Origin of the sequence: [Mycobacterium] fortunisiensis (assembly GCF_019050325.1) — a bacterium.
GTDB classification, from domain to species: Bacteria; Actinomycetota; Actinomycetes; order Mycobacteriales; family Mycobacteriaceae; genus Mycobacterium; species Mycobacterium fortunisiensis.
In genome coordinates this window covers 60,843-83,656 of the sequence record NZ_VOMB01000002.1, presented here as the reverse complement: position 1 = coordinate 83,656, position 22,814 = coordinate 60,843, and the positions used below count along the sequence as shown (strand labels likewise).

At 67.8% G+C, this 22,814-nt stretch carries 16 protein-coding genes and 1 pseudogene; 9 read left to right on the top strand and 8 right to left on the bottom strand.

Features of this window, described 5'->3' with window-relative positions; genetic code table 11:
* The first annotated feature begins 58 nt into the window (after positions 1–58).
* Together FR943_RS00835 and FR943_RS00830 are read left to right on the top strand one after the other, a co-directional pair.
* Positions 59–2,860, top strand: coding sequence for an ATP-binding protein (locus tag FR943_RS00835; RefSeq protein WP_308170400.1), 2,802 nt, complete (start codon positions 59–61; stop codon positions 2,858–2,860).
* Between the two features lie 64 nt (positions 2,861–2,924).
* A pseudogene (locus tag FR943_RS00830) lies at positions 2,925–3,152 on the top strand (MMPL family transporter); the annotation flags it as partial.
* Between the two features lie 104 nt (positions 3,153–3,256).
* On the opposite strand, the gene FR943_RS00825 reads toward FR943_RS00830, so the two are convergent.
* The 3 genes from FR943_RS00825 to FR943_RS00815 form a co-directional block, all read right to left on the bottom strand.
* Complete coding sequence (locus FR943_RS00825; protein ID WP_217154428.1) at positions 3,257–5,083, bottom strand: phosphoenolpyruvate carboxykinase (GTP); 1,827 nt, start codon at positions 5,081–5,083, stop codon at positions 3,257–3,259.
* 156 nt (positions 5,084–5,239) lie between these two features.
* Positions 5,240–6,721 (bottom strand): hypothetical protein, encoded by a 1,482-nt coding sequence (locus tag FR943_RS00820; RefSeq protein ID WP_217154427.1) that lies wholly within the window; start codon positions 6,719–6,721, stop codon positions 5,240–5,242.
* Positions 6,718–7,641, bottom strand: a complete 924-nt coding sequence (locus FR943_RS00815) for a P-loop NTPase family protein (protein ID WP_217154426.1) — start codon at positions 7,639–7,641, stop codon at positions 6,718–6,720. Before FR943_RS00815 ends, FR943_RS00820 begins: the two co-directional genes overlap by 4 nt.
* A gap of 218 nt (positions 7,642–7,859) precedes the next feature.
* On the opposite strand from FR943_RS00815, the gene trmB reads away from it, so the two are divergent.
* The 3 genes from trmB (at position 7,860) to mmpL3 (ending at position 12,466) form a co-directional block, all read left to right on the top strand.
* Positions 7,860–8,657, top strand: a complete 798-nt coding sequence (trmB, locus tag FR943_RS00810) for a tRNA (guanosine(46)-N7)-methyltransferase TrmB (RefSeq protein WP_217154729.1) — start codon at positions 7,860–7,862, stop codon at positions 8,655–8,657.
* Positions 8,654–9,379: an NYN domain-containing protein gene (locus FR943_RS00805; RefSeq protein WP_217154425.1), complete on the top strand. Its 726-nt coding sequence runs from the start codon at positions 8,654–8,656 to the stop codon at positions 9,377–9,379. Before trmB ends, FR943_RS00805 begins: the two co-directional genes overlap by 4 nt.
* Before the next feature lie 78 nt (positions 9,380–9,457).
* Positions 9,458–12,466: a trehalose monomycolate exporter MmpL3 gene (gene mmpL3 / locus FR943_RS00800; RefSeq protein WP_217154424.1), complete on the top strand. Its 3,009-nt coding sequence runs from the start codon at positions 9,458–9,460 to the stop codon at positions 12,464–12,466.
* Between the two features lie 19 nt (positions 12,467–12,485).
* Here mmpL3 and FR943_RS00795 read toward each other — a convergent pair whose 3' ends face one another.
* On the bottom strand, positions 12,486–13,628 hold the full coding sequence (locus FR943_RS00795) for an AI-2E family transporter (RefSeq protein ID WP_217154423.1): 1,143 nt from the start codon (positions 13,626–13,628) through the stop codon (positions 12,486–12,488).
* Between the two features lie 72 nt (positions 13,629–13,700).
* Here FR943_RS00795 and FR943_RS00790 point away from each other — a divergent pair, with 72 nt between their 5' ends.
* Genes FR943_RS00790 through FR943_RS00780 form a run of 3 tightly spaced genes read left to right on the top strand, consistent with a single transcriptional unit; the run spans position 13,701 to position 16,428 of the window.
* Complete coding sequence (locus FR943_RS00790) at positions 13,701–14,867, top strand: lysylphosphatidylglycerol synthase transmembrane domain-containing protein (protein ID WP_308170398.1); 1,167 nt, start codon at positions 13,701–13,703, stop codon at positions 14,865–14,867.
* Between the two features lie 9 nt (positions 14,868–14,876).
* Complete coding sequence (locus tag FR943_RS00785; RefSeq protein WP_217154422.1) at positions 14,877–16,076, top strand: M23 family metallopeptidase; 1,200 nt, start codon at positions 14,877–14,879, stop codon at positions 16,074–16,076.
* Positions 16,063–16,428 (top strand): DUF3054 domain-containing protein, encoded by a 366-nt coding sequence (locus tag FR943_RS00780; protein WP_217154421.1) that lies wholly within the window; start codon positions 16,063–16,065, stop codon positions 16,426–16,428. The genes FR943_RS00785 and FR943_RS00780 overlap by 14 nt, the downstream gene beginning before the upstream one ends.
* Here the strand turns inward: FR943_RS00780 and FR943_RS00775 are convergent.
* From FR943_RS00775 to FR943_RS00760, 4 genes are all read right to left on the bottom strand, one after another.
* Positions 16,416–17,708 (bottom strand): sensor histidine kinase, encoded by a 1,293-nt coding sequence (locus FR943_RS00775; protein WP_217154728.1) that lies wholly within the window; start codon positions 17,706–17,708, stop codon positions 16,416–16,418. The two genes, FR943_RS00780 and FR943_RS00775, sit on opposite strands and share 13 nt — an antisense overlap.
* A gap of 82 nt (positions 17,709–17,790) precedes the next feature.
* Positions 17,791–18,459, bottom strand: coding sequence for a response regulator transcription factor (locus tag FR943_RS00770; protein ID WP_217154727.1), 669 nt, complete (start codon positions 18,457–18,459; stop codon positions 17,791–17,793).
* A 76-nt stretch (positions 18,460–18,535) separates the two neighbouring features.
* A complete protein-coding gene (locus FR943_RS00765; protein ID WP_217154420.1) occupies positions 18,536–18,913 on the bottom strand; it encodes a heme-binding protein in 378 nt (125 codons plus the stop codon).
* A gap of 170 nt (positions 18,914–19,083) precedes the next feature.
* On the bottom strand, positions 19,084–19,662 hold the full coding sequence (locus FR943_RS00760) for a hemophore (protein ID WP_217154419.1): 579 nt from the start codon (positions 19,660–19,662) through the stop codon (positions 19,084–19,086).
* A 269-nt stretch (positions 19,663–19,931) separates the two neighbouring features.
* Here FR943_RS00760 and FR943_RS00755 point away from each other — a divergent pair, with 269 nt between their 5' ends.
* Positions 19,932–22,802, top strand: coding sequence for an MMPL family transporter (locus FR943_RS00755; RefSeq protein WP_217154418.1), 2,871 nt, complete (start codon positions 19,932–19,934; stop codon positions 22,800–22,802).
* Positions 22,803–22,814: the final 12 nt, after the last annotated feature.

The following is a 22,814-nucleotide window of genomic DNA, read 5'->3' as shown; positions in this document are numbered from 1 at the left end:
GCCACTTGACAGGTGTCAATTGCGGGTTGGTTACGTCGGCCGGAATTGACGTGGGCGGGTGCTTGAATTCAGAAACACCCAGGTCACCCGCACCGCCAATCCCCTGTCCGGGCGCCTCGGTCAGACCTACGATGTCCGAACGCAGCGGATCGAGCGTGGGGAGCGCCGATGCGATTCACCGAAACGCGCTGAGAACGGCGTCGACATGCCGCCGGGCATCGCCACGTTTCTGTTCACCGACGTCGAAGGTTCCACCCGACGGTGGGAGACCGATACCGAGGCGATGCGCGACGCGTTGGCGGTCCACGACGAGGTGCTGCGCCGGGCGGTGGCCGAGCACGCCGGCGCGCTGTTCAAGCACACCGGCGACGGCATCTGCGCGGTGTTCTCCTCACCCTCGGCCGCCGTCAACGCCGCGGTGGCCGCGCAACGGCACCTGTCCCTGCCAGTGCGCATGGGCCTGGCCACCGGGGAAGCCGAACTGCGCGACGGCGACTACTTCGGGCCCGTGCTCAACCGGGCCGCCCGCATCATGGCCGCCGGGCACGGCGGACAGATCCTGCTCGACGGCGTGACAGCCGAGCTGATGAGTGGCGTCGAGCTGCTCGGCCACGGCCCGCGTCAACTTCGCGATATCGCCAAACCTGTTGAGTTGTATCAAGTCCAGGCGACAGGCTTGCGCACCGAATTCCCACCGCTGAAAACCGAGGATTCGGCGCCGGGAAATCTCCGAGCGCCCACAAACAGCTTTGTTGGCCGTGAAGCGGTGTTATCCGACCTCGTAGAAGCCGTGACGACACACCGGTTGGTGACCCTGACCGGGGTGGGCGGCGTGGGAAAGACTCGGCTGGCCCACGAAGTCGGCGTCCGGACGGCGGATCTGTTCAGTGACGGTGTGTGGCTCATCGAGCTTGCAGCAGTCACCGATCCTCGCGCGCTACCAGACGTCGTGGCCGCCACGCTCGGCATCATGCAGCAGCCGGGACTCAGCGTGGCCCAGAGCGTCGCGGCAGCTCTGACCGGACGCCGACGACTATTGATCTTCGACAACTGCGAACACCTGTTGGATGCCGTGGCCGAAATGGTCGACGCCATCCTCGCCACTTCGCCAACCGTGAAAATCCTTGCCACGAGCCGGGAAGGACTGCTCGCGGTCGGTGAACAGCTGTGGCCGGTCCCCTCGCTGACCACCGGTGCCGGTTCGGCGGCGGTACGCCTGTTCTGCGATCGCGCTTTGGCCATCGCGCCCGGAGTCCCGCTCGACTCACCCGCCCAGGCGTCTGCTGTGGTGGAGATCTGTGAACGTCTCGACGGGATCCCACTGGCCATCGAACTGGCTGCCTCCCGCATGCAATCAATGACCGTGGCGGAGATCCGCGACCGGCTCGACCACCGGTTCCGGTTGTTGGTCGGATCCAGACGGGGCCTGGAGCGCCATCAGACGTTGCATCAGACGGTCGCGTGGTCCTACGAATTGCTCAGCGCGGCAGAACAGGTCGTCCTGGAGCGATGCTCGGTGTTCGCCGGCGGCTTCGGCCTGGCCGACGCTGCGGCAGTAGCCACGGACGGCGACGAGTTCACGGCGCTCGATGTGCTCGACGCTCTGGTTCGCAAGTCCCTGGTGGTGGCCGACCGCGCCGGTGGACGGACCAGGTACTCGATGCTCGAAACGATCCGCCAGTTCGCCGAGGAACTGCTCGCCGCGCGCGGCAGCGCCGAGGAGTGCCGCGCGGCGCACGCCGCTCACTACGCAGCGATGGAGACCGACGTGATGGCGTTGTGGGACAGCCCGCGCCAGCGCGAAGCTTACGAATGGTTCGCGGCGAACCTGGCCAATCTGCGTGCCGCCTTCCGGTGGGCGACCGACGAACAGGATCTCGACACTGCCGCAGCGATCGCCTTCTACACTTCGATGCTCGGCTGCCTGACCGAGCAGTCCGAGCCGACCGGCTGGGCCGCCGAACTCATCGAGCCGGCACTTGAGGTCGGGCACCCGCGCCTGGCTCAACTCTTCGTCGGAGCCGCACAGTGTTACGCCACCGGCCGCCTCGACGACGCGATGCGCTATGCGGTGACGGGTGAGGCGATCATCGAGAGCGGTGACTTCGACCCGGTCCCGTTCGGCTTCGAAGCCGCCTTGTACGCCGGACACAGCATGGCGGGCCGGCCACTGGAAGCCGCGCGCTACGTGCACAACGTGATCGCGCGCCGCCCGCATACCCTGGCGCAGGTATGCCTGGTTCTGGCGTTGGCCAACGCGAGCGCCTACGACGAGGCCCGAACCGCCGCCGACGGGCTACTCGAAGCCGCCGAAACCACAGGTAATCCCAACACCAAGGTGCTCGCTCTGACTGCCTACGGCTGGAGCCATTTCGCCACCGATCCGGCCGTCGCCTACGACATGCAAAAGCGCGCACTCGCGCTCGCCCAAGACAGCGGAAATCGCTTCAACGAAGCCACCGCGATCATCGGGCTGTCCCGCCTCGCGGTCATCGGCGGCCGCGCCGCGGAGGCGCTCGAACTGCTGACGCACGTCCTCCACTCGTTCTACGATTCCGGCGGCTACGAGCTGATCCGTGGACCGCTGACCTTGCTCGCCATCGCCTTCGACCGCCTCGGGCGCTACGAGCCCGCCGCCGTCCTGCTAGGTTTCGCCGCCGATCCGGTCCCCATCACCACCTTCGTCGAGGCCGAGAGTGTCGTCGCACATGTTCGCGACAGCCTCGGCGAGTCCGCGTATCGGTCGTTACTGCGCCGCGGCAAGGGCATGGCGCACGCCGAGGCCGTGACCTACGCATTCGATCAAATCTGCTACGCCCGTTCAGCTTTGACGGCTGACAAGGGCGACGCGGATGGCTGAGAGCCTTCGATGTCGGTGAACAGGAATGTGACGACCCCCGAGGGAGGATCGCTGCGTGACGAGCGGCATCGTCCGGGGGTTCGGCAGCACGGGCAGCGTGATCACCACGGCCGGTGTGGCTTTCGCGGTCACGATGTTCGCGTTGACGAGTGGGACCGTGCTCAACCTCGTCCAGATCGGCTCGACCGTCGGCATCGGCCTGCTGCTCGACATCACGGTGGTGCGGACCTACCTGGTTCCCGCCGCGATGAGTCTGCTGGGTGAACGGACGTGGTGGCCGGCCCGCGCGTAATGCCTTGGGCCACTATGCAAACGCGCACCCTCGTCGTTGACGAGGGTGCGCGTAATGCTTACGCGTGGCGGCGTGGCTACGGGCAGACACGCACGCTCGCGGTGCTAGGCCTCGGACAGGCGGTGCTTGAGAGCATCGAACTCGTCCTTGATACCGGTCGGCAGCTTCTCGCCGACGAATTCGAACCACTCCTCGATCAGCGGGAGCTCGGCCTTCCACTCCTCGACATCGACGGCCAGGGCCTCGTCCACGTCGGCGGGATCCACGTCGAGACCGGACAGGTCCAGGTCGGCCGCAGTGGGAACAATACCGATCGGGGTGCTCTTGCCGTCGGCCTTGTGCTCGATGCGCTCGATCGCCCACTTCAGCACGCGGCTGTTCTCACCGAAGCCCGGCCACAGGAACCGGCCGTCGTCGCCGCGACGGAACCAGTTCACGAAGAACACCGCGGGCATCTTCGACTCGTCGGCGTTCTTGCCGATGTTGATCCAGTGCTGGAAGTAGTCGCCGACGTTGTAGCCCAGGAACGGCAGCATGGCCATCGGGTCGCGGCGCACGGTGCCGACCTTGCCCTCGGCGGCGGCGGTCTGCTCGGAACCCAGGGTGGCGCCGATGAACACGCCGTGCTGCCAGTCGCGGGCCTGCGTCACCAGCGGGACCGTGGTCTTGCGACGGCCGCCGAACAGGATCGCCGAGATCGGCACGCCCTGCGGGTCGTCCCACTCCGGGGCCAGGGTCGGGCACTGGGAGATCGGGGTGCAGTAGCGCGAGTTCGGGTGTGCTGCTTTGGTTTCCGCCTCGCGCAGGTTCCAGTCCTGACCCTTCCAGTCGATCAGGTGATCGGGCTCGCCCTCCAGGCCTTCCCACCACACGTCGTTGTCGTCGGTCTTGGCCACGTTGGTGAAGACGGTGTTGCCGGCCTCGATGGTCTTCATCGCGTTCGGGTTGGAATCCCAGTTGGTGCCGGGCGCGACGCCGAAGAAACCGAACTCGGGATTGACGGCGTACAGCCGGCCGTCCTTGCCGAACCGCATCCACGCGATGTCGTCACCCACGGTCTCGGCGCGCCAGCCTTCGATGGTGGGCTGCAGCATGGCGAGGTTGGTCTTGCCACAGGCCGACGGGAACGCCGCCGCGATGAAGTACGCCTTGTTCTCCGGGGAGATCAGCTTGACGATCAGCATGTGCTCGGCGAGCCAGCCCTCGTCGTGGGCCATGGCCGAGGCGATACGCAGCGAGTAGCACTTCTTGCCCAGCAGCGCGTTGCCCCCGTAGCCGGAGCCGAAGCTCCAGATCTCGCGGGTCTCGGGGAAGTGGGTGATGTACTTGGTGTCGTTGCACGGCCACGGCACGTCCTTCTGGCCGGGCTCCAGCGGCGCACCGATCGAGTGCAGCGCCTTGACGAAGAAGCCGTCGTCGCCGATCTTCTCCAGTGCCTTGGCGCCCATCCGCGTCATGGTGCGCATCGAGACCACGACGTACTCGGAGTCGGTGATCTCCACGCCCAGCTTGGGGTCCTCGGCGTCCAGCGGCCCCATGCAGAAGGGCACCACGTACATGGTGCGGCCACGCATCGATCCGCGGTACAGGTCGGTCATGATGCCGCGCATCTCGACCGGGTCCATCCAGTTGTTGGTGGGGCCGGCGTCGATCTCACGCTCGGAGCAGATGAAGGTGCGTGACTCGACCCGGGCGACGTCCGAGGGGTCAGAGAGCGCCAGGTACGAATTCGGCTGCTTCTCTTGGTTCAGCTTCTGGAAGGTGCCGGCCTCGACCAGCTGCGCGGCCAGCCGGTCGTACTCCTCAACGGACCCGTCGGCGAACACCACCCGATCCGGCTGAGTCAGCTCTGCGACCTCCTGGACCCAGGTCAGCAGTCCCTGATGCTTCGTCGGTGCGGTGTCCAGACCCGGAATGGTCGCTGAGGTCATGAAATTCTCCTGCGTAGGTTTGCGGAACCCAAGCCACGTAACAACGCGGTCACGGCTACCCCTTGGGTAGAGGTTAACGCGGGTGACATACCCGCGGTAAACCAGTGGTATGTCCGATTGTTCACAGGAACGATTCAGTTGACCGCTATCGGCTGGTTACTCGCCAGTAGCGATGCCGTTTCCGTACAAATCGGCCCGGACCGCGGTCAGCGCCCGCTGTAGCGGCGGCGTGCGCCGGTCCCGCTGAGCGGCCGCCCGCGCCGTGGCGATGGCATGTTCACGCAGCTCCGCGTCGATCTCGGCGATCTTGTCCGCCGCCACCAGGCTCTCGGCCTCTTCCCGGGCCGCCAACTCCGTGGTGAGCGCGGTCTCGGCGGCCAGCACCCGCGTCGCGACGAGCTCCTCGACCGTCGAGCGCAAGGTCGCGGTGATCTCACCGACCCAACGGTCCAGTACCGCCCGGTCGTGCAACAGGCCCCGGGTGCCCACCACCCAGACCGCCAGCAGCAGGCCCACCACCGCGCCGACCACCAGCCCGGCAACCGCCAGCCGCGGCGCGGCCCCGGTCAGCAGCCGGCTGACCGCCACCGCGACACCCAGGCCGAAACCCGACCCCAGCACCAGCATCAGCCGGGTCTCCAGCACCCGCGACTTCAACGGTGGCGAGGGCAGGTCGGGGCCGCCGGACGTCAGGGCCCGGCCCGCGGGCATCGACAGTTCCAGTTCGGCCGCGACCCCACCCAGGTGTTCCGTGACGCCGGCATCGACCTCGTCGACCACCTCGTCGGCACGCCGGCGGGTGTAGTCCTCGAACGCCGCGATCCGGCGACGGGTGATACCGGCGACGTCCTCCTGCAGTTCGGTGCGCACCGAGTTGCACCGGTTGCGGGCGAAGTAACCCAGTTGGACCCGCGCCTGCTGCAGTTGGCTGCGCAACGCGATGCTGCGCTCGGTCCGGGTGATCCGACGCGCCCGGGACAGCTCGGTGCGGCGTTCCCGCAGCACCTCGACCCGGGCCGCACGGTCTGCACCCGACCCGTCGGCCTCGTATCTGCCGATCACCGCTTCCAGTCGAGTTTCCCAGGCGCGCAATCTGTTTCGACGAGCAACATCGGGGTTGGCAAGTCGGTCGTGCAGCAGTTCGATGAGCTCGTCAAGTTGCGGCTCACCGAGGTCGGGGGCGGCCGCCACACCAACCCAGGGCATGCGCTCGTACCGTGGATCGCGTTCGGCCAGGATCGCGGCGTCGGCATCGCGAACCTCCCGCCAGTCGCAGTGCGCATCGATCTTCGACACCACCCCGACCACCAAATCGGTGTAACGCGACGCCAAATCGGCCAGGGCGCAATCAGATTCCGTGATCACCGCCGCGGCCGACACCACGAACAGCACCGCCGCGGGTGCCTCGCCGGCCACCAACTCGGTGGATTCGACGAACACGGTCTGCGGCATCCGCTCCCGCAGGACCGCCAGCACGCTGGTCGAACCGGCCAGCCACGGCCCGGCCACCAGCACCACATCGCGGGTCTGGACACCCGGCGAGTTCAACCCGGGATCGATCGCCGCCACCACGGCGTCCGCGGCGGCGATCGGGTCGTCGTCCACTGTGTCGCCACGCACCGCGTCCACGTCGGTCATCGGTGCTCCCCCGCCGCCGCCAATCGCAGCGACCCCCGCACGATGTCGTTCCCGCAGCTGCGGTGCAGGGCGTTCACCGGCCCGTCACGATAACGCCGCCACTGCCGGGCCCGGCACAGATGCGCCTGCCGGCCGGTACCCGGATCCACGGCCAGGCCGGCCGCCTGCACCACCTCGACCGCCGCGGCCATCACCGCGATCACGGTGCCGTCAGCTGCCAGGAAGCGCCCTACCGCCGAGCCACCGACCGCCCGCAGCTCGGCCAGTGCCCGCCGCAGCCGCCGGTAGCGCACCGGCGCGGCGGCGGCCTCGATCGCCGCCTGCACCCCGTCGAGCCCACTGAGCCGACGCCACAGCGCCGGCAAGGCCTCGACATCTGCACCGCGGCTCAACGCCAACGTGGCATGGGCGATGCCAAACCGGTCCAGACGTTCCAGCAGGTCGGTTCGCACCGACACCGACAGCCGGTGCGAACCGGTCACGAAGGCGTCGGCGGAGGTCAGATCGGCAGGCTCGGCCACCAAAAGCTGCAGTGCCGAGACCAAGGGCGCGGGCAGCGCCGCAACGGCCGGCACAGCCAGTAGGGCGATCATCGGCACCACCGGTACGCCGGCCAACTCCTGCAACCGCCGCGCCCTGCGGTGTGCGGTGGCCACCGGTCCACCCGGCCCCGACCCGGCCAGATCGGCCTTGTTCAACACCACCACGACGGGCCGGCCGGCCCGCTCCAGCTCCGCGAGCAGCGCTTCGTCCTCGGGTTTGAGCACCTCGGCGATCACCACCACCGCCACGTCACCACACGCGGCGGTCTCGACACCGGCGGCGTCCAGCGCGGCAGCCACCGTGCCCACTCCGACCCCGCGCCGCCCGTGCACCTCGACGCTGAGCGGCGCCGACAATCGCGCAGCGATCTGAGCCAACCGCGCATCACCGTCACGGTCGGCAAAGCGTGTGAGCTCGTCTGCGAAAATCTGGCGGCCTTCCCTGTGCTGACGGGGGTGCTGACGGGCACGGTCGGTTGCCTCACGAAAAATCGTGACATGGCCCGGATGGACTCGCGCACGGATGTTTGAGCACCAACAGTTAGAGGCAACTGTTGAGTATCAATCTCTACCACGATGCGGGCGCAATGCCGGAGATAAGAGACGATGGACGGATGCACCCGTCCAGGTCCGATGTCGATGGGCCGGCCTCGGCCGATGAAGCGGCCGCCGGGCCGCCCGCCCAGCCGCACCGTTTTCCGCGGGTGACCAGCTTCCGCACCCGGCGGTCGACACTGTCACCGGCCCAGCAACAAACCTGGGACCGGCTGTGGCCTGAGCTGGGCATCCAGGCGCGGGACGAGAATTCCCACCCGGTGGTCGACCTCGACACCGCGGCCTGGTTCGGCCGCTCGGCGCCGCTGATTCTGGAGATCGGTTCGGGGACCGGTACCTCCACCCTGGCGATGGCCCAGGCCGAGCCCGACTTCGACGTCATCGCGGTGGAGGTCTACCGCAAAGGCCTGGCCCAGCTGCTCAGCGCGATCGACCGCACCGCGCAGACGTCGTCCCCGGTGACCAACATCCGAATGGTGCGCGGCGACGGTGTCGACGTGCTGGAGCACATGTTCGGAAGCGAAACGCTGACCGGGGTGCGGGTGTTCTTCCCCGATCCCTGGCCCAAGTCGCGGCACCACAAGCGCCGACTGCTGCAGCCGGCCACGGTGGCGCTGATCGCCGACCGGTTACGGCCCGGCGGCATCCTGCACGCGGCGACCGACCACGCCGGATACGCCGAGCACATCGCCGAGGTGGGCGACGCCGAACCGCTGCTGCGCCGGGTCGAGCCGGGCGCGACGCTGCCGATCTCGGTGCACCGCCCCGTCACCAAATACGAGCGCAAAGCCCTGGCCGGCCCCGATGTCACCGAGCTGGTCTGGGAGAAACGGCCATGAGTGTGACCGAAGACATGCGCGACGAAAGCGCGCAGGTGGCAGGCCAGGTCGGCACGGAAACCGAATCCGTGGCCGCCATCCCGGCCCGCCGGGTTCTGCTGGTGTGGGACGCCCCCAATCTCGACATGGGACTCGGCGCGATCCTCGGCGGACGCCCGACTGCCGCGCACCGTCCACGCTTCGACGCACTGGGCCGCTGGCTGCTGGGATACACCTCGGAGCTGGCCGCCCAGGCCGGCGATGCGGGCGACGACACCGACGTGTCCCTGGAGCCCGAGGCCACCGTGTTCACCAATATCGCCCCAGGTAGCGCCGATGTGGTACGGCCGTGGGTGGAAGCGTTGCGTAACGTGGGATTCGCCGTCTTCGCCAAGCCGAAGATCGACGAGGACAGCGATGTCGACAGCGACATGCTGGCGCACATCGCCCTGCGTCGCAGCGAAGGGTTGGCGGCGGTCCTGGTGGCTTCCGCCGACGGACAGGCGTTCCGGCAACCGCTGGAAGAAATCGCCCGTGAGGGTACTCCCGTGCACGTGCTTGGATTTCGCGAACATGCGAGCTGGGCGCTAGCGTCGGATACCTTGGAGTTTATCGATCTGGAGGATATTCCCGGTGTGTTCCGGGAACCGCTGCCACGGATCGGCCTGGACTCGCTACCTGAGCAGGGCGCATGGCTGCAGCCGTTCCGGCCGTTGTCGTCGTTACTGACCGCGCGTGTGTAACAACTGAAGACCCTCGTCCAGTCGCAGCGCGGGTCACCACAAGTTTTAGAGCGAAGTATCAAAGCGTTAGGAGCCTAAGTGTTCGCCTGGTGGGGTCGAACGGTGTACCAGTTCAGGTACATCGTCATCGGTGTCATGACGGCGCTGTGCCTAGGTGGCGGCGTCTACGGAGCCAGTCTCGGAGAGCACGTCACCCAGAGTGGCTTCTACGACGAGGGCAGCCAGTCGGTCCACGCTTCGCTGTTGGGCGACGAGGTCTACGGCCGTGACCGGACCAGCCACATCGTCGCCATCCTGACACCACCGGACGACAAAAAGGTCACCGACAAGGCCTGGCAGAAGAGCGTCACCAAAGAGCTGGATCAGGTCGTCAGTGACAACCCCGACCAGATCCAGGGCTGGGTGGGCTGGCTGAAGGCGCCGGATGTCGCCTCCCTGGCCGCGATGAAGACCGAAGACGAGCGGCACACGTTCATCAGCGTGCCCCTCAAGGGCGACGACGACGACGCGATCCTCAAGAACTATCAGGCCATCGAGCCGGCTCTGCAGCAGGTCAACGGCGGCGACATCAAGCTGGCCGGCCTGAACCCGCTGGCCAGCGAACTCACCGGCACCATCGGAACGGATCAGAAACGCGCCGAGTTGGCGATCGTGCCGCTGGTGGCCGTGGTGCTGTTCTTCGTGTTCGGCGGTGCCGTCGCCGCGGCTCTGCCGGCCATCATCGGTGGTCTGACCATCGGCGGAGCGTTGGGCATCCTGCGGTTCACCGCCGAGTTCGGGCCCGTGCACTTCTTCGCCCAACCGGTGGTCACCATGATGGGCTTCGGTATCGCGATCGACTACGGCCTGTTCATCGTGAGCCGGTTCCGAGAAGAGCTCGCGGAAGGTTATGACGTAGAAGCTGCAGTGCGCCGCTCCGTCATGACCTCCGGCCGGACCGTGGCGTTCTCGGCAGTGATCATCGTGGCCTCCTCGCTGCCCCTGCTGCTGATCCCGCTCGGGTTCCTCAAATCGATCACCTACGCGATCATCGCGTCGGTGATGCTGGCGGCGTTCCTGTCCATCACAGTGCTGCCGGCTGTCCTGGCCATCCTCGGCCCCCGGGTCGATGCCCTCGGCGTGACCACACTGCTGAAAGTGCCGTTCCTGGCCAACTGGCCGTTCTCACGGAAGATCATCGACTGGTTCGCCGAGAAGACGCAGAAGACCAAGACCCGCGAAGAAGTCGAGCGGGGCTTCTGGGGCAAGCTGGTCAACGTCGTGATGAAGCGGCCGATCGCGTTCGCCACGCCGATCCTGGTCGTCATGACGCTGCTCGTCATCCCGATCGGCTCACTCACGCTCGCGGGTATCAGCGAGAAATACCTGCCCCCGGACAACGCGGTGCGCCAGTCCCAGGAAGAGTTCGACAAGCTGTTCCCCGGGTTCCGCACCGAGCAGATCACCGTGGTGATGCAGCGCGAGGACGGCGAGCCGATCACCGACGCGCAGATCGCCGACATGCGGGCCAAGGCCCTGACCGTGCCCGGGTTCACCAATCCGGACAACGATCCCGACGCCATGTGGAAGGAACGCCCGGCCACCGACAGCGGGTCGAAGGACCCGTCGGTACGGGTGATCCAGAACGGCCTGACAAACCGCGGCGACGCCGCCCAGAACATCGCCGGGCTCCGGGCGCTGCAACCACCGCACGGCATCGATGTGTTCGTCGGCGGTACCCCGGCCCTGGAACAGGACTCGATCCACAGCCTGTTCTCCAGGCTGCCGCTGATGGTGACGATCCTGGTGATCACCACCACGGTCCTGATGTTCCTGGCCTTCGGCTCGATCGTGCTGCCGGTCAAGGCCGCGTTGATGAGCGCGCTCACCCTCGGTTCGACGATGGGCATCCTGACCTGGATGTTCGTCGACGGCCACGGGTCCGGGATACTCAACTACACGCCTCAGCCACTGATGGCACCCATGATCGGCCTGATCATCGCGGTGATCTGGGGCCTGTCCACCGACTACGAGGTGTTCCTGGTCTCCCGCATGGTGGAGGCCCGCGAACGCGGCATGTCCACCGCCGAGGCCATCCGGATCGGCACCGCGACCACCGGTCGTCTGATCACCGGCGCGGCCCTGGTGCTCGCGGTGGTGGCCGGGGCGTTCGCGTTCTCCGATCTGGTGATGATGAAGTACCTGGCCTTCGGCCTGCTGATCGCCCTGCTGTTGGACGCCACCGTGATCCGGATGTTCCTGGTGCCGGCCATCATGAAGCTGCTCGGCGACGATTGCTGGTGGGCGCCACGCTGGATGAAGAACATCCAGGAGAAGATGGGCCTCGGCGAGACCGAACTGCCCGACGAACGCAAGCGTCCGATGGCTCGGGATTCCGGTGAAGACGAGCGCGCCCTGGCCGGTGTCGGCGCCCTGCCGCCGGCGCCGCCGCGGCCACACGATCCGACCCATCCCGCGGTCGAGCCCATGCGCCCGCAGATGCCGCGCGCCAATGCTCCGTCGGCGGCTGGTACGGCACGGATCGCCCCGCCTGCCAAGCAGGCGCCGCAGCCGCCGGCCCCGCAGCCGCCGGCCCCGCCCGCGCCGGAGCCGGCCACCACCCGGTTCGCGATGGCCCGCAACGCCGTGCGCAACGCCGTCAACACCGCGGTGAACACGGTCAACACCGCGACCGGAAACACCAACGCCCCCACCGAGCGCACCGCACGACCCACCGGCGCACCGGCGGCTCCCCCGCAACGCGAAGATCGGGAGATCGAGTCGTGGCTGGGCGCGCTGCGCGGCGGACCGGCCCAACCGGGGCCGTCCAACGGGACTCCCCCGCCCCCGCCGCCGCGTCCGTCCACCGACGCCACCCGGGCGATGCCGCAACCGCCGCAGCGTCCGCCCGCCGGCGCCGAGAACGCCCCCACGACGGCGTTCCGGGCGCAGCGGCCCGAACCGGGCCCGAACCCGGCGCCGCGTCAGCGGGATTCGGACCCGGCCACCCAGAAGTTCAGTCCCCGTGACGCGCGTGACGACGAGCCACCGCGTCGCGGCGGCGGGATGAGCGCCCAGGATCTGCTGCGCCGCGAGGGCCGACTCTAAGGTCCCTCGGGCTCGCCGGTCACTCGTCCTCGGCGGACAGATCGTCGGAGGGGGCTTGGATGAGCACCTCGTCCGCCGCCTCCTGCCGAGCTTCCTCGGCGTCCGGGTCCTCGGCCAGCAGGACCCGTGCCGCGCTGTTGATGAACGCCACCGTGGGCACCGCCAGCAGCGCGCCCACGATGCCGGCCAGCACGCCACCGCCGGCGATGGCCAACACGACCGCCAGCGGGTGAATCGACACCGCCCGCCCCATCACCAGCGGTTGCAGCACGTGGCCTTCCAGTTGCTGCACCGCGATGATCAAGCCGAGGGTGATCAGGGCGTAGACGAACCCCTTGGCCAACAGCGCCACCACGACCGCCAGAAAACCGGCGACGACCGCACCGACCAGTGGGATGAACGCACCGAGAAACACCAGCGAGGCCAGCGGAAGGGCCAGCGGGATACCCATGATGGCCAGGCCGGTACCGATGCCGACCGCGTCGACCAGGGCCACCAGGAACGTCGCCCGCATGTAACCGCCCAGCGAGTGGAATCCGGCGCGCCCGGCGTCACGTACCCGCTCACGCACGTGACCGGGAAACATCGTGGTGACGAACGTGAAGATGCTGCGGCCGCCCTGCAGCAGAAAGATCAACGTGAACAGCACCAGTAACGCCCCGGTGACCAGCTCGGTGAGGGTGCCCGCGGTGGACAGTGCCCCCGAGGTCAGCTTCTCCTGATTGCGCTGCAGCGCCTCGATCGCGGTGTTGCCCGCCTGGTCGATCTGCTCACGGCTCAAGTGCAGTGGCCCGCTGATCAGCCAGTTGCGCACCCCGTCGATGCTTCGTGTCACCTGTTCGACGAGTTGCGGTGTGCCCTCGATGAATTGGGAGATGACAAAGCTCAGGATGCCGCCCACCACCGCGATGCTGGACAGCAACACCAGCGCCACCGAGGCCCCGCGCGGCGCGCCGCGACGGTCCAGGAAATCGACCGCAGGTAGCAGCAACGCCGCCAGCATGGTGGCCAGCGCCACTGGCACCACGATCACTTCCAGACGCTTGACCAGCCAGAGCAACGCCACGATCGTGGTGCCGATGATCAGCAGACGCCATGACCAGGCCGCGACCTTGCGGACAAATGGCGTGACGGCCTCGTCGGCAACGGAATCCGGTGACATGTCGGTAGCCTAATCCGGCGCGCCGCCGGCAACGGTGATGTCGATGCGACCTGCGCGGCTACCCTGTAGTGCGTGTCACAGGACGCGCTGGCCGACACGAGCCGGGGCCGGGCCGGATCGACGCGCGGTAGGTACTGGTGGGTGCGCTGGGTGGTCATCGCCCTCGCGGTCACCGTGCTGGCCGTCGAGATCGTCCTGGTCCGGGACCAGTTGGCCAAGGCCTGGCAGAGCCTGCTCACCGCCAACGGCTGGTGGGTGCTGGCCTCGGTGGGCGCCGCGCTGGCCTCGATGCACAGCTTCGCCCAGATCCAGCGGACCCTGCTGCGTTCGGCCGGGGTGGCGGTCAAGCAGTGGCGTTCGGAGGCCGCCTTCTACGCCGGTAACGCCTTGTCGACGACCATGCCCGGCGGTCCGGTGCTCTCGGCGACGTTCGTCTACCGGCAGCAACGCATCTGGGGTGCCTCACCGCTGGTGGCGTCCTGGCAGCTGGTGATGTCGGGCGTGTTGCAGATCGTCGGTCTGGCGCTGCTCGGGCTCGGCGGGGCCCTGTTGATCGGGGCGAGCAAGAACCCCCTGTCGCTGATCTTCTCGCTCGGCGCGTTCCTGGCCATCATCGTGTTGGCCCAGGCGGTGGCGACCAAACCGGAATTGATCGACGGCATCGGGGTCCGGGTGCTGTCGTCGGTGAATTCGTTGCGCGGCAAGCCTTCCGATGCCGGGCTGGGGAAGTGGCGCAAGATCCTGCAACAGCTGGAATCGGTCAGCCTGGGCCGCCGCGATCTGACGACGGCGTTCAGCTGGTCGATGTTCAACTGGGTTGCCGACGTGGCGTGTCTGGCGTTCGCCTGCTATGCCGCCGGCGGACACCCGTCGCTGGCCGGTGTCACGGTGGCCTATGCGGCCGCGCGGGCAGTCGGGTCGATCCCGTTGATGCCCGGCGGGCTGCTGGTGGTGGAGGCGGTGCTGGTTCCGGGGCTGGTGTCCTCGGGAATGACGCTCGCGGCGGCCATCTCGGCCATGCTCATCTACCGGCTGTCCAGCTGGATCTTCATCTCGGCGATCGGCTGGGTGGTGTTCTTTTTCATGTTTCGTACTGAGAAGGACATCGATCCCGACGCCGGCGAGCCGGCAATCCAACAAGGGGTCGGCGAGCCGGCAATTCAACGCGGGGCCGGCGAGCCGGCAATTCAACAAGACGCCGGCGAGCCGGCAACCGATATTCCGAAACCCGAGCACTAGGAGACCGCCATGCGCATCTGGACCCTGATCGCTGTGCTCGTCCTGACGCTGGCCGGATGTTCGTCGAAATCCGCCCCCGAGTCTGAGTCCACCACGACCAGCACTCCGCCGGCGGCGGTCACGCCGGTGGTGGGATCTGTTCTGGCAGCACCGATCCCGGTGGCCGCCACGGATGGACGCACCCATCTGGCCTATGAGCTGATGCTGACGAACACCTCACCGGGCAACGTCACGCTCGACTCGCTCAGTGCCACCACCGGTGACCGCAAACTGCTGACCCTGTCCGGCGACAACCTCCGCTACTGGACCAGGGCGGTCGGCAACACCGCCGCCGGCACCAACGTGCTGGGCGCCGGTCAGAGCGCCTACGTCTGGCTGGACGTGGTCGCCGACGATCCGTCGCAGGTGCCCACCGAGCTCACCCATGAGCTGGGGATCACGGTGGCCCGGCCGATGCCGCCGCTGGTCGGACCGAAGCTGACGGAGTCGGTGGCGCCGGTCTCGGTGCAGACGCGCAAGCCGGTGTCCATCGCACCGCCGCTGGTCGGCGACAACTGGGTAGACGCCAACGGTTGCTGCGATATGACACCGCACCGGATGGCGCTCAATCCGATCAACGGAAAGCTCTGGGCGGCCGAGCGGTTCGCGATCGACTACGTGCAGCTCGGCGCCGGCGGCCGGATATTCAGCGGGGACCGGGCCAAGGTCGAGAGCTATCCATATTTCGGCTCCGAAGTCCACGCCGTCGCCGACGGTCCGGTGGTGGCGGTGCTCGACGGTCTGGACGAGCAGGTGCCCGGTGTCGCACCGCGCGGCCTCACCCTGCAGCAGTACGGCGGCAACCACATCGTGCAGGACATCGGCGACGGCAACTACGCCTTCTACGCTCATCTGCAACCGAACAGCCTCAAGGTCAAGCCGGGCGACAGCCTCAGCGCCGGGCAGGTCATCGGCGCCCTGGGCAATTCTGGCAACTCCGACGCACCGCACCTGCACTTCCACGTCATGGACGGGCCGGATCCGTTGGCGTCCAATGGTTTACCATTTACCTTTGGGTCGTTCCGGCTGGATTCCCGGCTCACCTCGCTGGCTGCCGCCGACGCCCTCTTCGACAACAAGCCGGCCGCGCGGCAACCGGGCTTCGCCGTGCGCGACCAACACGACGTCAGCCCACTGGTATTGGATGTGATGACCTATGCGACGAGCTAGCGCCGCCGCCCTGCTGACCGACCTGGTCTGCGTCGTGGTGTTCTGCACCCTCGGCCGACGCAGCCACGCCGAGGGCCTGACGGTGGCCGGCGTGGCGGAGACGGCGTGGCCGTTCCTGACCGGGACGCTGGTGGGCTGGGCGCTCTCGCGCGGCTGGCAGCGGCCGACGTCGTTGGCGCCCACCGGAATCGTGGTGTGGATCAGCACCGTGGTGGTCGGCATGCTGCTGCGCAAGCTGACCTCGGCCGGGGTTGCGGTCAGCTTCATCGTGGTGGCTTCACTGGTCACCGCGGTGCTGTTGCTGGGGTGGCGCGCCGTGGCCGCCGGGCTGCGGCGCCGTCAGTCCGCCTGAGCCGCATCCGCTGTCGGCGACATCGCTATCGTCAATGTGGCACGCAGACCACCGAGCGGGCCATCGGACAACCTGATCTCGCCGCCGTGCAACCGGGCCTGCTGGGCCACCAGCGCCAAACCCAGCCCGGAACCACCGGCCACCGCGGTGCTGCCCCGGCGGAACCGGCCCAGCACGGTCTCGTGCTCCTCGGCCGGTAGTCCGCGCCCGTCGTCATCGACGACGATGGTCAGAAACCCCTCGCTGCGGTGCGCGGTCAACACGACCCGGGTCGCCTCACCGTGGATGATCGCGTTGCGTACCAGGTTGTCCACCGCGATGCGCAACCCGCCGGGCCAGCCCAGCACCGGCCCGAGATCCTCGGCGACCTGCACCTCGATCCGGACGTTGCCGCTGCGGCTGTTCTCCCGCACCACCCGGTCGAGCAGATCGGTGATGTCGATCAGTTCACGGTCTTGTTCCTGGGCCAGTTGGCCCGAGGCCAGTTGACCCAGGGCGGTGATGGTGGCCTCGACGCGGCGTTGCGCCCGGGACAGGTCGGCAACCACTTCCTCGCGTTCATCCTCGGGCAGGTCGTGTATCCGCAGGGTGTCCAGATCGGCGCGCATCGCGGTCAGCGGGGTGCGCAGTTCGTGGGCGGCGTTGGCAGCGAAATCCTGGGCCGCCTGAAGGGAATTCGTGGTGGCGCGCTGCGCGGCGGCCAGCCGGGTGAGCATGCCGGCCATCGCCTCGGACAGGTCCTCGGCTTCGCGCACCCCCCGCACCTGCGGCATCGTCTCGGTGCCGCTGTCCAGCTTCGAGGTGTGTTCGGTGAGTTTGCGCAGCGGACGGATGGCCGGCCCGGCCAGCAGCCAGCCCAGTCCCCCGGCCACCAGCACGGTGGCCACCCCGATGCCGATGTACAACGGAATCCTGTTGGGGCTCAACAAGATACCGTCGGCACGGATTCCGATGGACATCAGCACCCCGCCCTGCTGGTGCATCTGAATGGTGCGTACTCGGTAATCGACCCCGTTGACCTCCACGGTCTCGGTGCCCGGCGGAAGCTCGGGCAACTGGAAACCGCGCTGGAACACCACCTGTCCGCTGGCGCCCGAGCGGCCGGTGGTCAGCACCCCGCGGTGCGGATCGCCCAGGTGCTCCGGGTTCATGCTGGCGTCGACGATCGCATCGAGCCGGCGGTCCAACTGCGCAGAGTCATTGTTGGCCAACACCACCGAGGTCAGCATCGTGAACACCGCGACCACCGCCGCGGCCGCCAGTGCCGCGGCCACCGCCACCCTGGTCCGCAACGATGCCGAACGGACGAACCCGAAGAACCGCACCTATCGCTTGTCCCTCACCGAGCCCATCAGGGCGCCCTCACCCGTCTTCTCGCAACACGTATCCGATCCCACGGACAGTATGGATGACGCGTGGCACGTCGGGTTTCTCGAGCTTGCGCCGCAGGTACGAGATGAACACATCGGCCACGTTGGTGTCGACGTCGAAGTCGTACCCCCAGACCAGTTCCAGCAGCCGCTGCCGGGACAACACCACACCGGCGTTCTCGGCGAGCACGGCCAGCAGATCGAACTCCCGCTTGGTCAGATCGACGCGGTCGCCGGCGACGAACACCAGGCGGCGGGCGGTGTCGATGGTCAACGGCCCGACCGTCATGGTGTCCGGCGGTCGCTCGGTGTGAGCGGTCCGGCGCAACAGGGCATTCAGCCGGGCCACCAGCTCGCCGAGGTCGAACGGTTTGGTGAGGTAATCGTCGGCGCCGGCCTCCAGTCCCGCGATGCGGTCGTTGACCGTGTCGCGCGCCGAGAGCACACAGATCGGAATGTCGTTACCCAGCGCCCGCAGCGCGGTGACCACGGCGACGCCGTCGAGTTCGGGCATCTGGACGTCGAGGACGAGCGCGTCGTGCGACTCGCTCGACAGCAGGCGCAGCGCCTCTTTGCCGGACGCCGCGACCCGGACGTCGAACCCGGAATGCCGCAATCCGCGGGCAACCGAAGTCCGCACATCCGGGTCGTCGTCGACCATCAGCACCGTGCGATTCACGGTCTCAGGCGTGGAGGGTTCTGCGCCGCCGGCGGGGGTTACTTCCACCCGCACGCGGTTACGGGACTTCGGGAGCCGGTGCGCCGCAGCGGTTCTTCAGGTCGACCAACGGCTGGCGGATGCCCGTCAGTTCGGCCTTCGTCTGCGGATTCGCCTCCAGGTAGTCGTGCACCTTGGTCTTGACCTCTTCGCGGGGCAGGCCTTCCAGGCTGGTGAAGAAGTAGTTCACATCCGGGTGCGTGAACAGGTAGGCCGACGTGGAGGCCGACACACCCGAGGCCACACCGGCCAGGTCGGCGGCGCTGCAGTTGGGCGGGTTGTCCGCCGGGTCGGCCAGCGCCGACGGGATGGCGCCGAACAACATCGCACCGGCTACCGCGCCGGCACCGGCCACACCAGCTACCACGCGGCGCGCATTTCGGGCCGAGAGCAACATGGTCACGCTCCTTCAATCGGATGGGGACGGCCGTAACCCCAAACGGTTAGCGGCTCAAGAAAGCTAAGCAGAATCCGGCACGAGTTTCCTGCCTTGTGCGCAAACTGTCACGCCGAGCGACGAACCCGCAGTTCAGCGGCGCCACCACCGACGGCGCGAAACTGGCGAGATCAGCGCGTCGAGGCAGCGCCGGGCCCGGGCAGCGGGCCGGCACCGGAACTCACCGCCGAGGCCGGCGCACGCTCCGCCGGCGCCGCGGCACCGGGGATCCCGACGTTCTGCGCCGACGGCAGACCGGCCGGCAAACCGGCACCACCCTGCTGTGTGGCCTGCACCAGGCCCAACAACTGCGGCAGGCTGATCGGCAGCTTGCACCTGGAGCCCAGAGTGGCCAGCGGCTGCTGCAGCCGTTGGATGTCCTTGGCGGCCTGCGGGTTGGCATCGAAGTAGGTCTTGAGCGCCGCGAGCGATTGCGCCCCGCCCTGCTGCTGGCTGATCGCGGTCAGCGCCTGGTTGGTCTGCGGGTGGGTGTCCAGATAGTTGCCGATGTTGGTGGCCACTCCGCCCGCCGTGCGGGCGACCTCGCTGGCCGCGCACGGATCGGTGGCGGCCGTGGCCGACGGCACCATCAGTGCGGCCACCGCCGCACCGGCCGCTCCGGTCACCGCGAGGGCGACCGTCAGGCCGCCCCGAAAACCACCGCGCCGTAATCCGGCGTTGCGGCGCAACGCACCGTCGGTCGGTTGCATGGAGAACTCCTTAGGACGTGGGCCCCGGCCCATCCACCGGCCGGGGTCGTTCCTCAGCTATGTCGTCGCGCCGGGCCGAGGCGTTAGCCGGACACCGATGAAACGGTACGGATGTTGGCTGTGGATGTCGCTGTGAACATCTCAGAGGCATCTCAGAAACCCGAAGTCAGCGGGCCGCGTCACACCGTTGCGGGTACGCTCTCGCTCACTGGGAGCACACTCCCGGCCATGGCGGACGGAGAAAGCGGGGACCTCGCATCCAGCAGTTCATGATGCGCTTGAGCAGCTATCTGCGCAGATTCCGCTGGGCGGTTTTCGCGACGTGGTTGTTGCTTCTGGTGCCCTCGATCTACCTCGCGATCAACCAGTCGTCGAACCTGACCGGCGGCGGTTTCGATGTCGAAGGTTCGCAGTCGCTCCACGTCCAGCGGCAACTCGAGGAACATTTCCCAGACCAGGGCGCGTCCCCCCTTGCCCTGATCGCCTCGCCCCGCGCCGACGCCTCGTTCGAGGACATGAACGCGGCGGTGGCGTGGCTGGAGAAGGTGGCCGGCGAGGTACCGAGCGTCAAGATCGTGCCGAACCCGCAGCAGCCGGCGCCGCAGCCGGACCGGCCCTACGTGCTCACGTTGCAGCTGGACTTCAACAACACCGGCGCGGTCGACGTCGCCAAACAACTGCGTCAGAAGGTAGGGATCCACGGCGAGGATCCCGGCGAGAGCGAGAACGGCAAGGTCAAGTTCTACGTCATCGGGCAGGGCGCCCTGGGCGCGGCCGCCACCCAGGCCACCAAGCACGACATCGCCGCGGCCGAGAAGTGGAACCTGCCGATCGTGCTGGTGGTGCTGCTGGCCGTGTTCGGTTCGCTGGCCGCCGCGGCCCTGCCGCTGGTGCTCGGCATCTGCACCGTCGTGGTGACGATGGGGCTGGTCTACCTGTTGTCGATGTACACGCAGATGAGCGTGTTCGTCACCTCCACGGTGTCGATGTTCGGCATCGCCCTGGCCATCGACTACTCGCTGTTCATCCTGATGCGGTTCCGCGAGGAACTGCGCGCCGGCCGTGACCCGGCGGACGCGGTCGACGCGGCGATGGCCACCTCCGGCCTGGCGGTGGCGCTGTCCGGGCTCACCGTGATCGCCTCGGTCACCGGCATCTATCTCATCGACACCCCGGTGTTGGTGTCGATGGCCACCGGCGCGATCCTGGCCGTCGCGGTGGCCGTCCTGACCTCCACCACACTGACCCCGGCGGTGCTGGCCACGTTCGGCAAGGCCGCCGCCAAGCGCTCGTCGTACCTGCACTGGTCCCGCCGCGCCGAGGCCACCCAGTCCCGGTTCTGGACCCGGTGGACCGGAGCGGTGATGCGACGGCCGTGGGCCTCGGCCGCCGGCGCAGCCGTGCTGTTGCTCATCCTGGCCGCACCGGCGTTCGGCATGGTGCTGGGCAACAGCATGCAGCGCCAGTTCGACCCCACCCACGAAATCCGCGGCGGGGTCAACGCCGCCGCCGACGCGCTGGGTCCCGGGGCGCTGGGCCCGGTGCGGGTACTGGTGACGTTCCCCTCCGGAGACGCAGCCGGCGACGCATCGTCTTCCGGGGCCACCGCCACCATCGACGCGGTGCGTCAGGAGATGACCAGGGCGCCGCACGTGGTGACGGTGCAGCCGCCGGCGTTCTCCGACGACAACTCCAGCGCGCTGCTGTCGGCGGTGCTGTCGGTGGACCCCGAAGATCTGGCTGCCCGCGAAGCCGTCGATTGGATGCGCGAGAAGCTGCCCCCGGCCGCCGGATCGAACGCCCTCATCGACGTGGGCGGTCCGACCGCGCTGATCAAGGATTTCGACGACCGGGTATCGAGTACCCAGCCGTTCGTTTTCCTGTTCGTCGCGCTGATCGCCTTCCTGATGCTGCTGGTGTCGATCCGGTCGGTGGTCCTGGCGCTCAAGGGCGTTCTGATGACCGTGCTGTCGGTGGCCGCGGCCTACGGCAGCCTCGTCGTGGTGTTCCAGTGGGGCTGGTTCGAGGAGCTGGGGTTCCAGAAGCTCAGCTCACTCGACAGCACCATCCCGCCGTTGGTCCTGGCGATGACGTTCGGCCTGTCGATGGACTACGAGATCTTTCTGCTCACCCGGATCCGGGAACGCTTCCTGCAGACCAACAACACCCGTGACGCCGTCGCCTACGGGGTGAGCACCAGCGCCCGCACCATCACCAGCGCCGCCCTGATCATGATCGCGGTGTTCATCGGCTTCGCCTTTGCCGGCATGCCGCTGGTGGCCCAGCTCGGGGTGGCCTGCGCGGTGGCCATCGCCGTCGACGCGACCGTGGTCCGGCTGATCCTGGTGCCGGCCCTGATGGCCATGTTCGACGAGTGGAACTGGTGGCTGCCGCACTGGCTGGACCGGCTGCTGCCCGAGGTGGATTTCGAGAAGCCGCTGCCCAAGGTCCAGGTCACCGACCTGGTCATCATTCCCGAAGACATCTCCGCGCAAGGCCCGACCGGATCGGACCTGCGCACCATGGTGCGCTCCGCCGCACGGATGAAAAACCTTGCCCCACAGACGATCATCGTCACCGACCCGTTGGCGTTCAGCGGGTGTAGCAAAGCCTCCACCCGGTTGGCCGCGCGGCGGCCCGGCGGCCCCAAGCGGTGCGCCGGGGTGCACCCGGTGACCATGTGGCGCGGCCGGCTCTCGGTGGCCCTGGATGCGTTGGAGACCGAGGCCGACGCACCCAACGCACCGGTGGAACGGCTCGGCCCGGTGGAGACCACCAACGTGCAGCTGCCCACCGGCGACCGGCTGCAGATCCCGACCGGTGCCGAAACCCTGCGGCTGAAAAGTTATCTGATCATGTGCCGCAACAGCGCCAAAGACTTTGAAGAGTTTGCTGATCTCGTCGAATCGATGGAAACCGAGACCGCAGCTCTGGTGTTGTCGGGCATGGACCGGTATTACTGTGGGCAGAACCCGAAGAGCAGATGGGTCGCCACCCAGCTGGTGCGCCGGCTGGCCGACCCGCAACCGTCCGATGAGCACGATTTCGCGCTGTCGGACCCGGATGCGGCTGCCGAATGGGAAAAAGTCAGGCAGCGCTGCCTGTCGGTTGCGGTAGCAATGCTGGAGGAGGCGAAGTGACGTTGGCCCCCG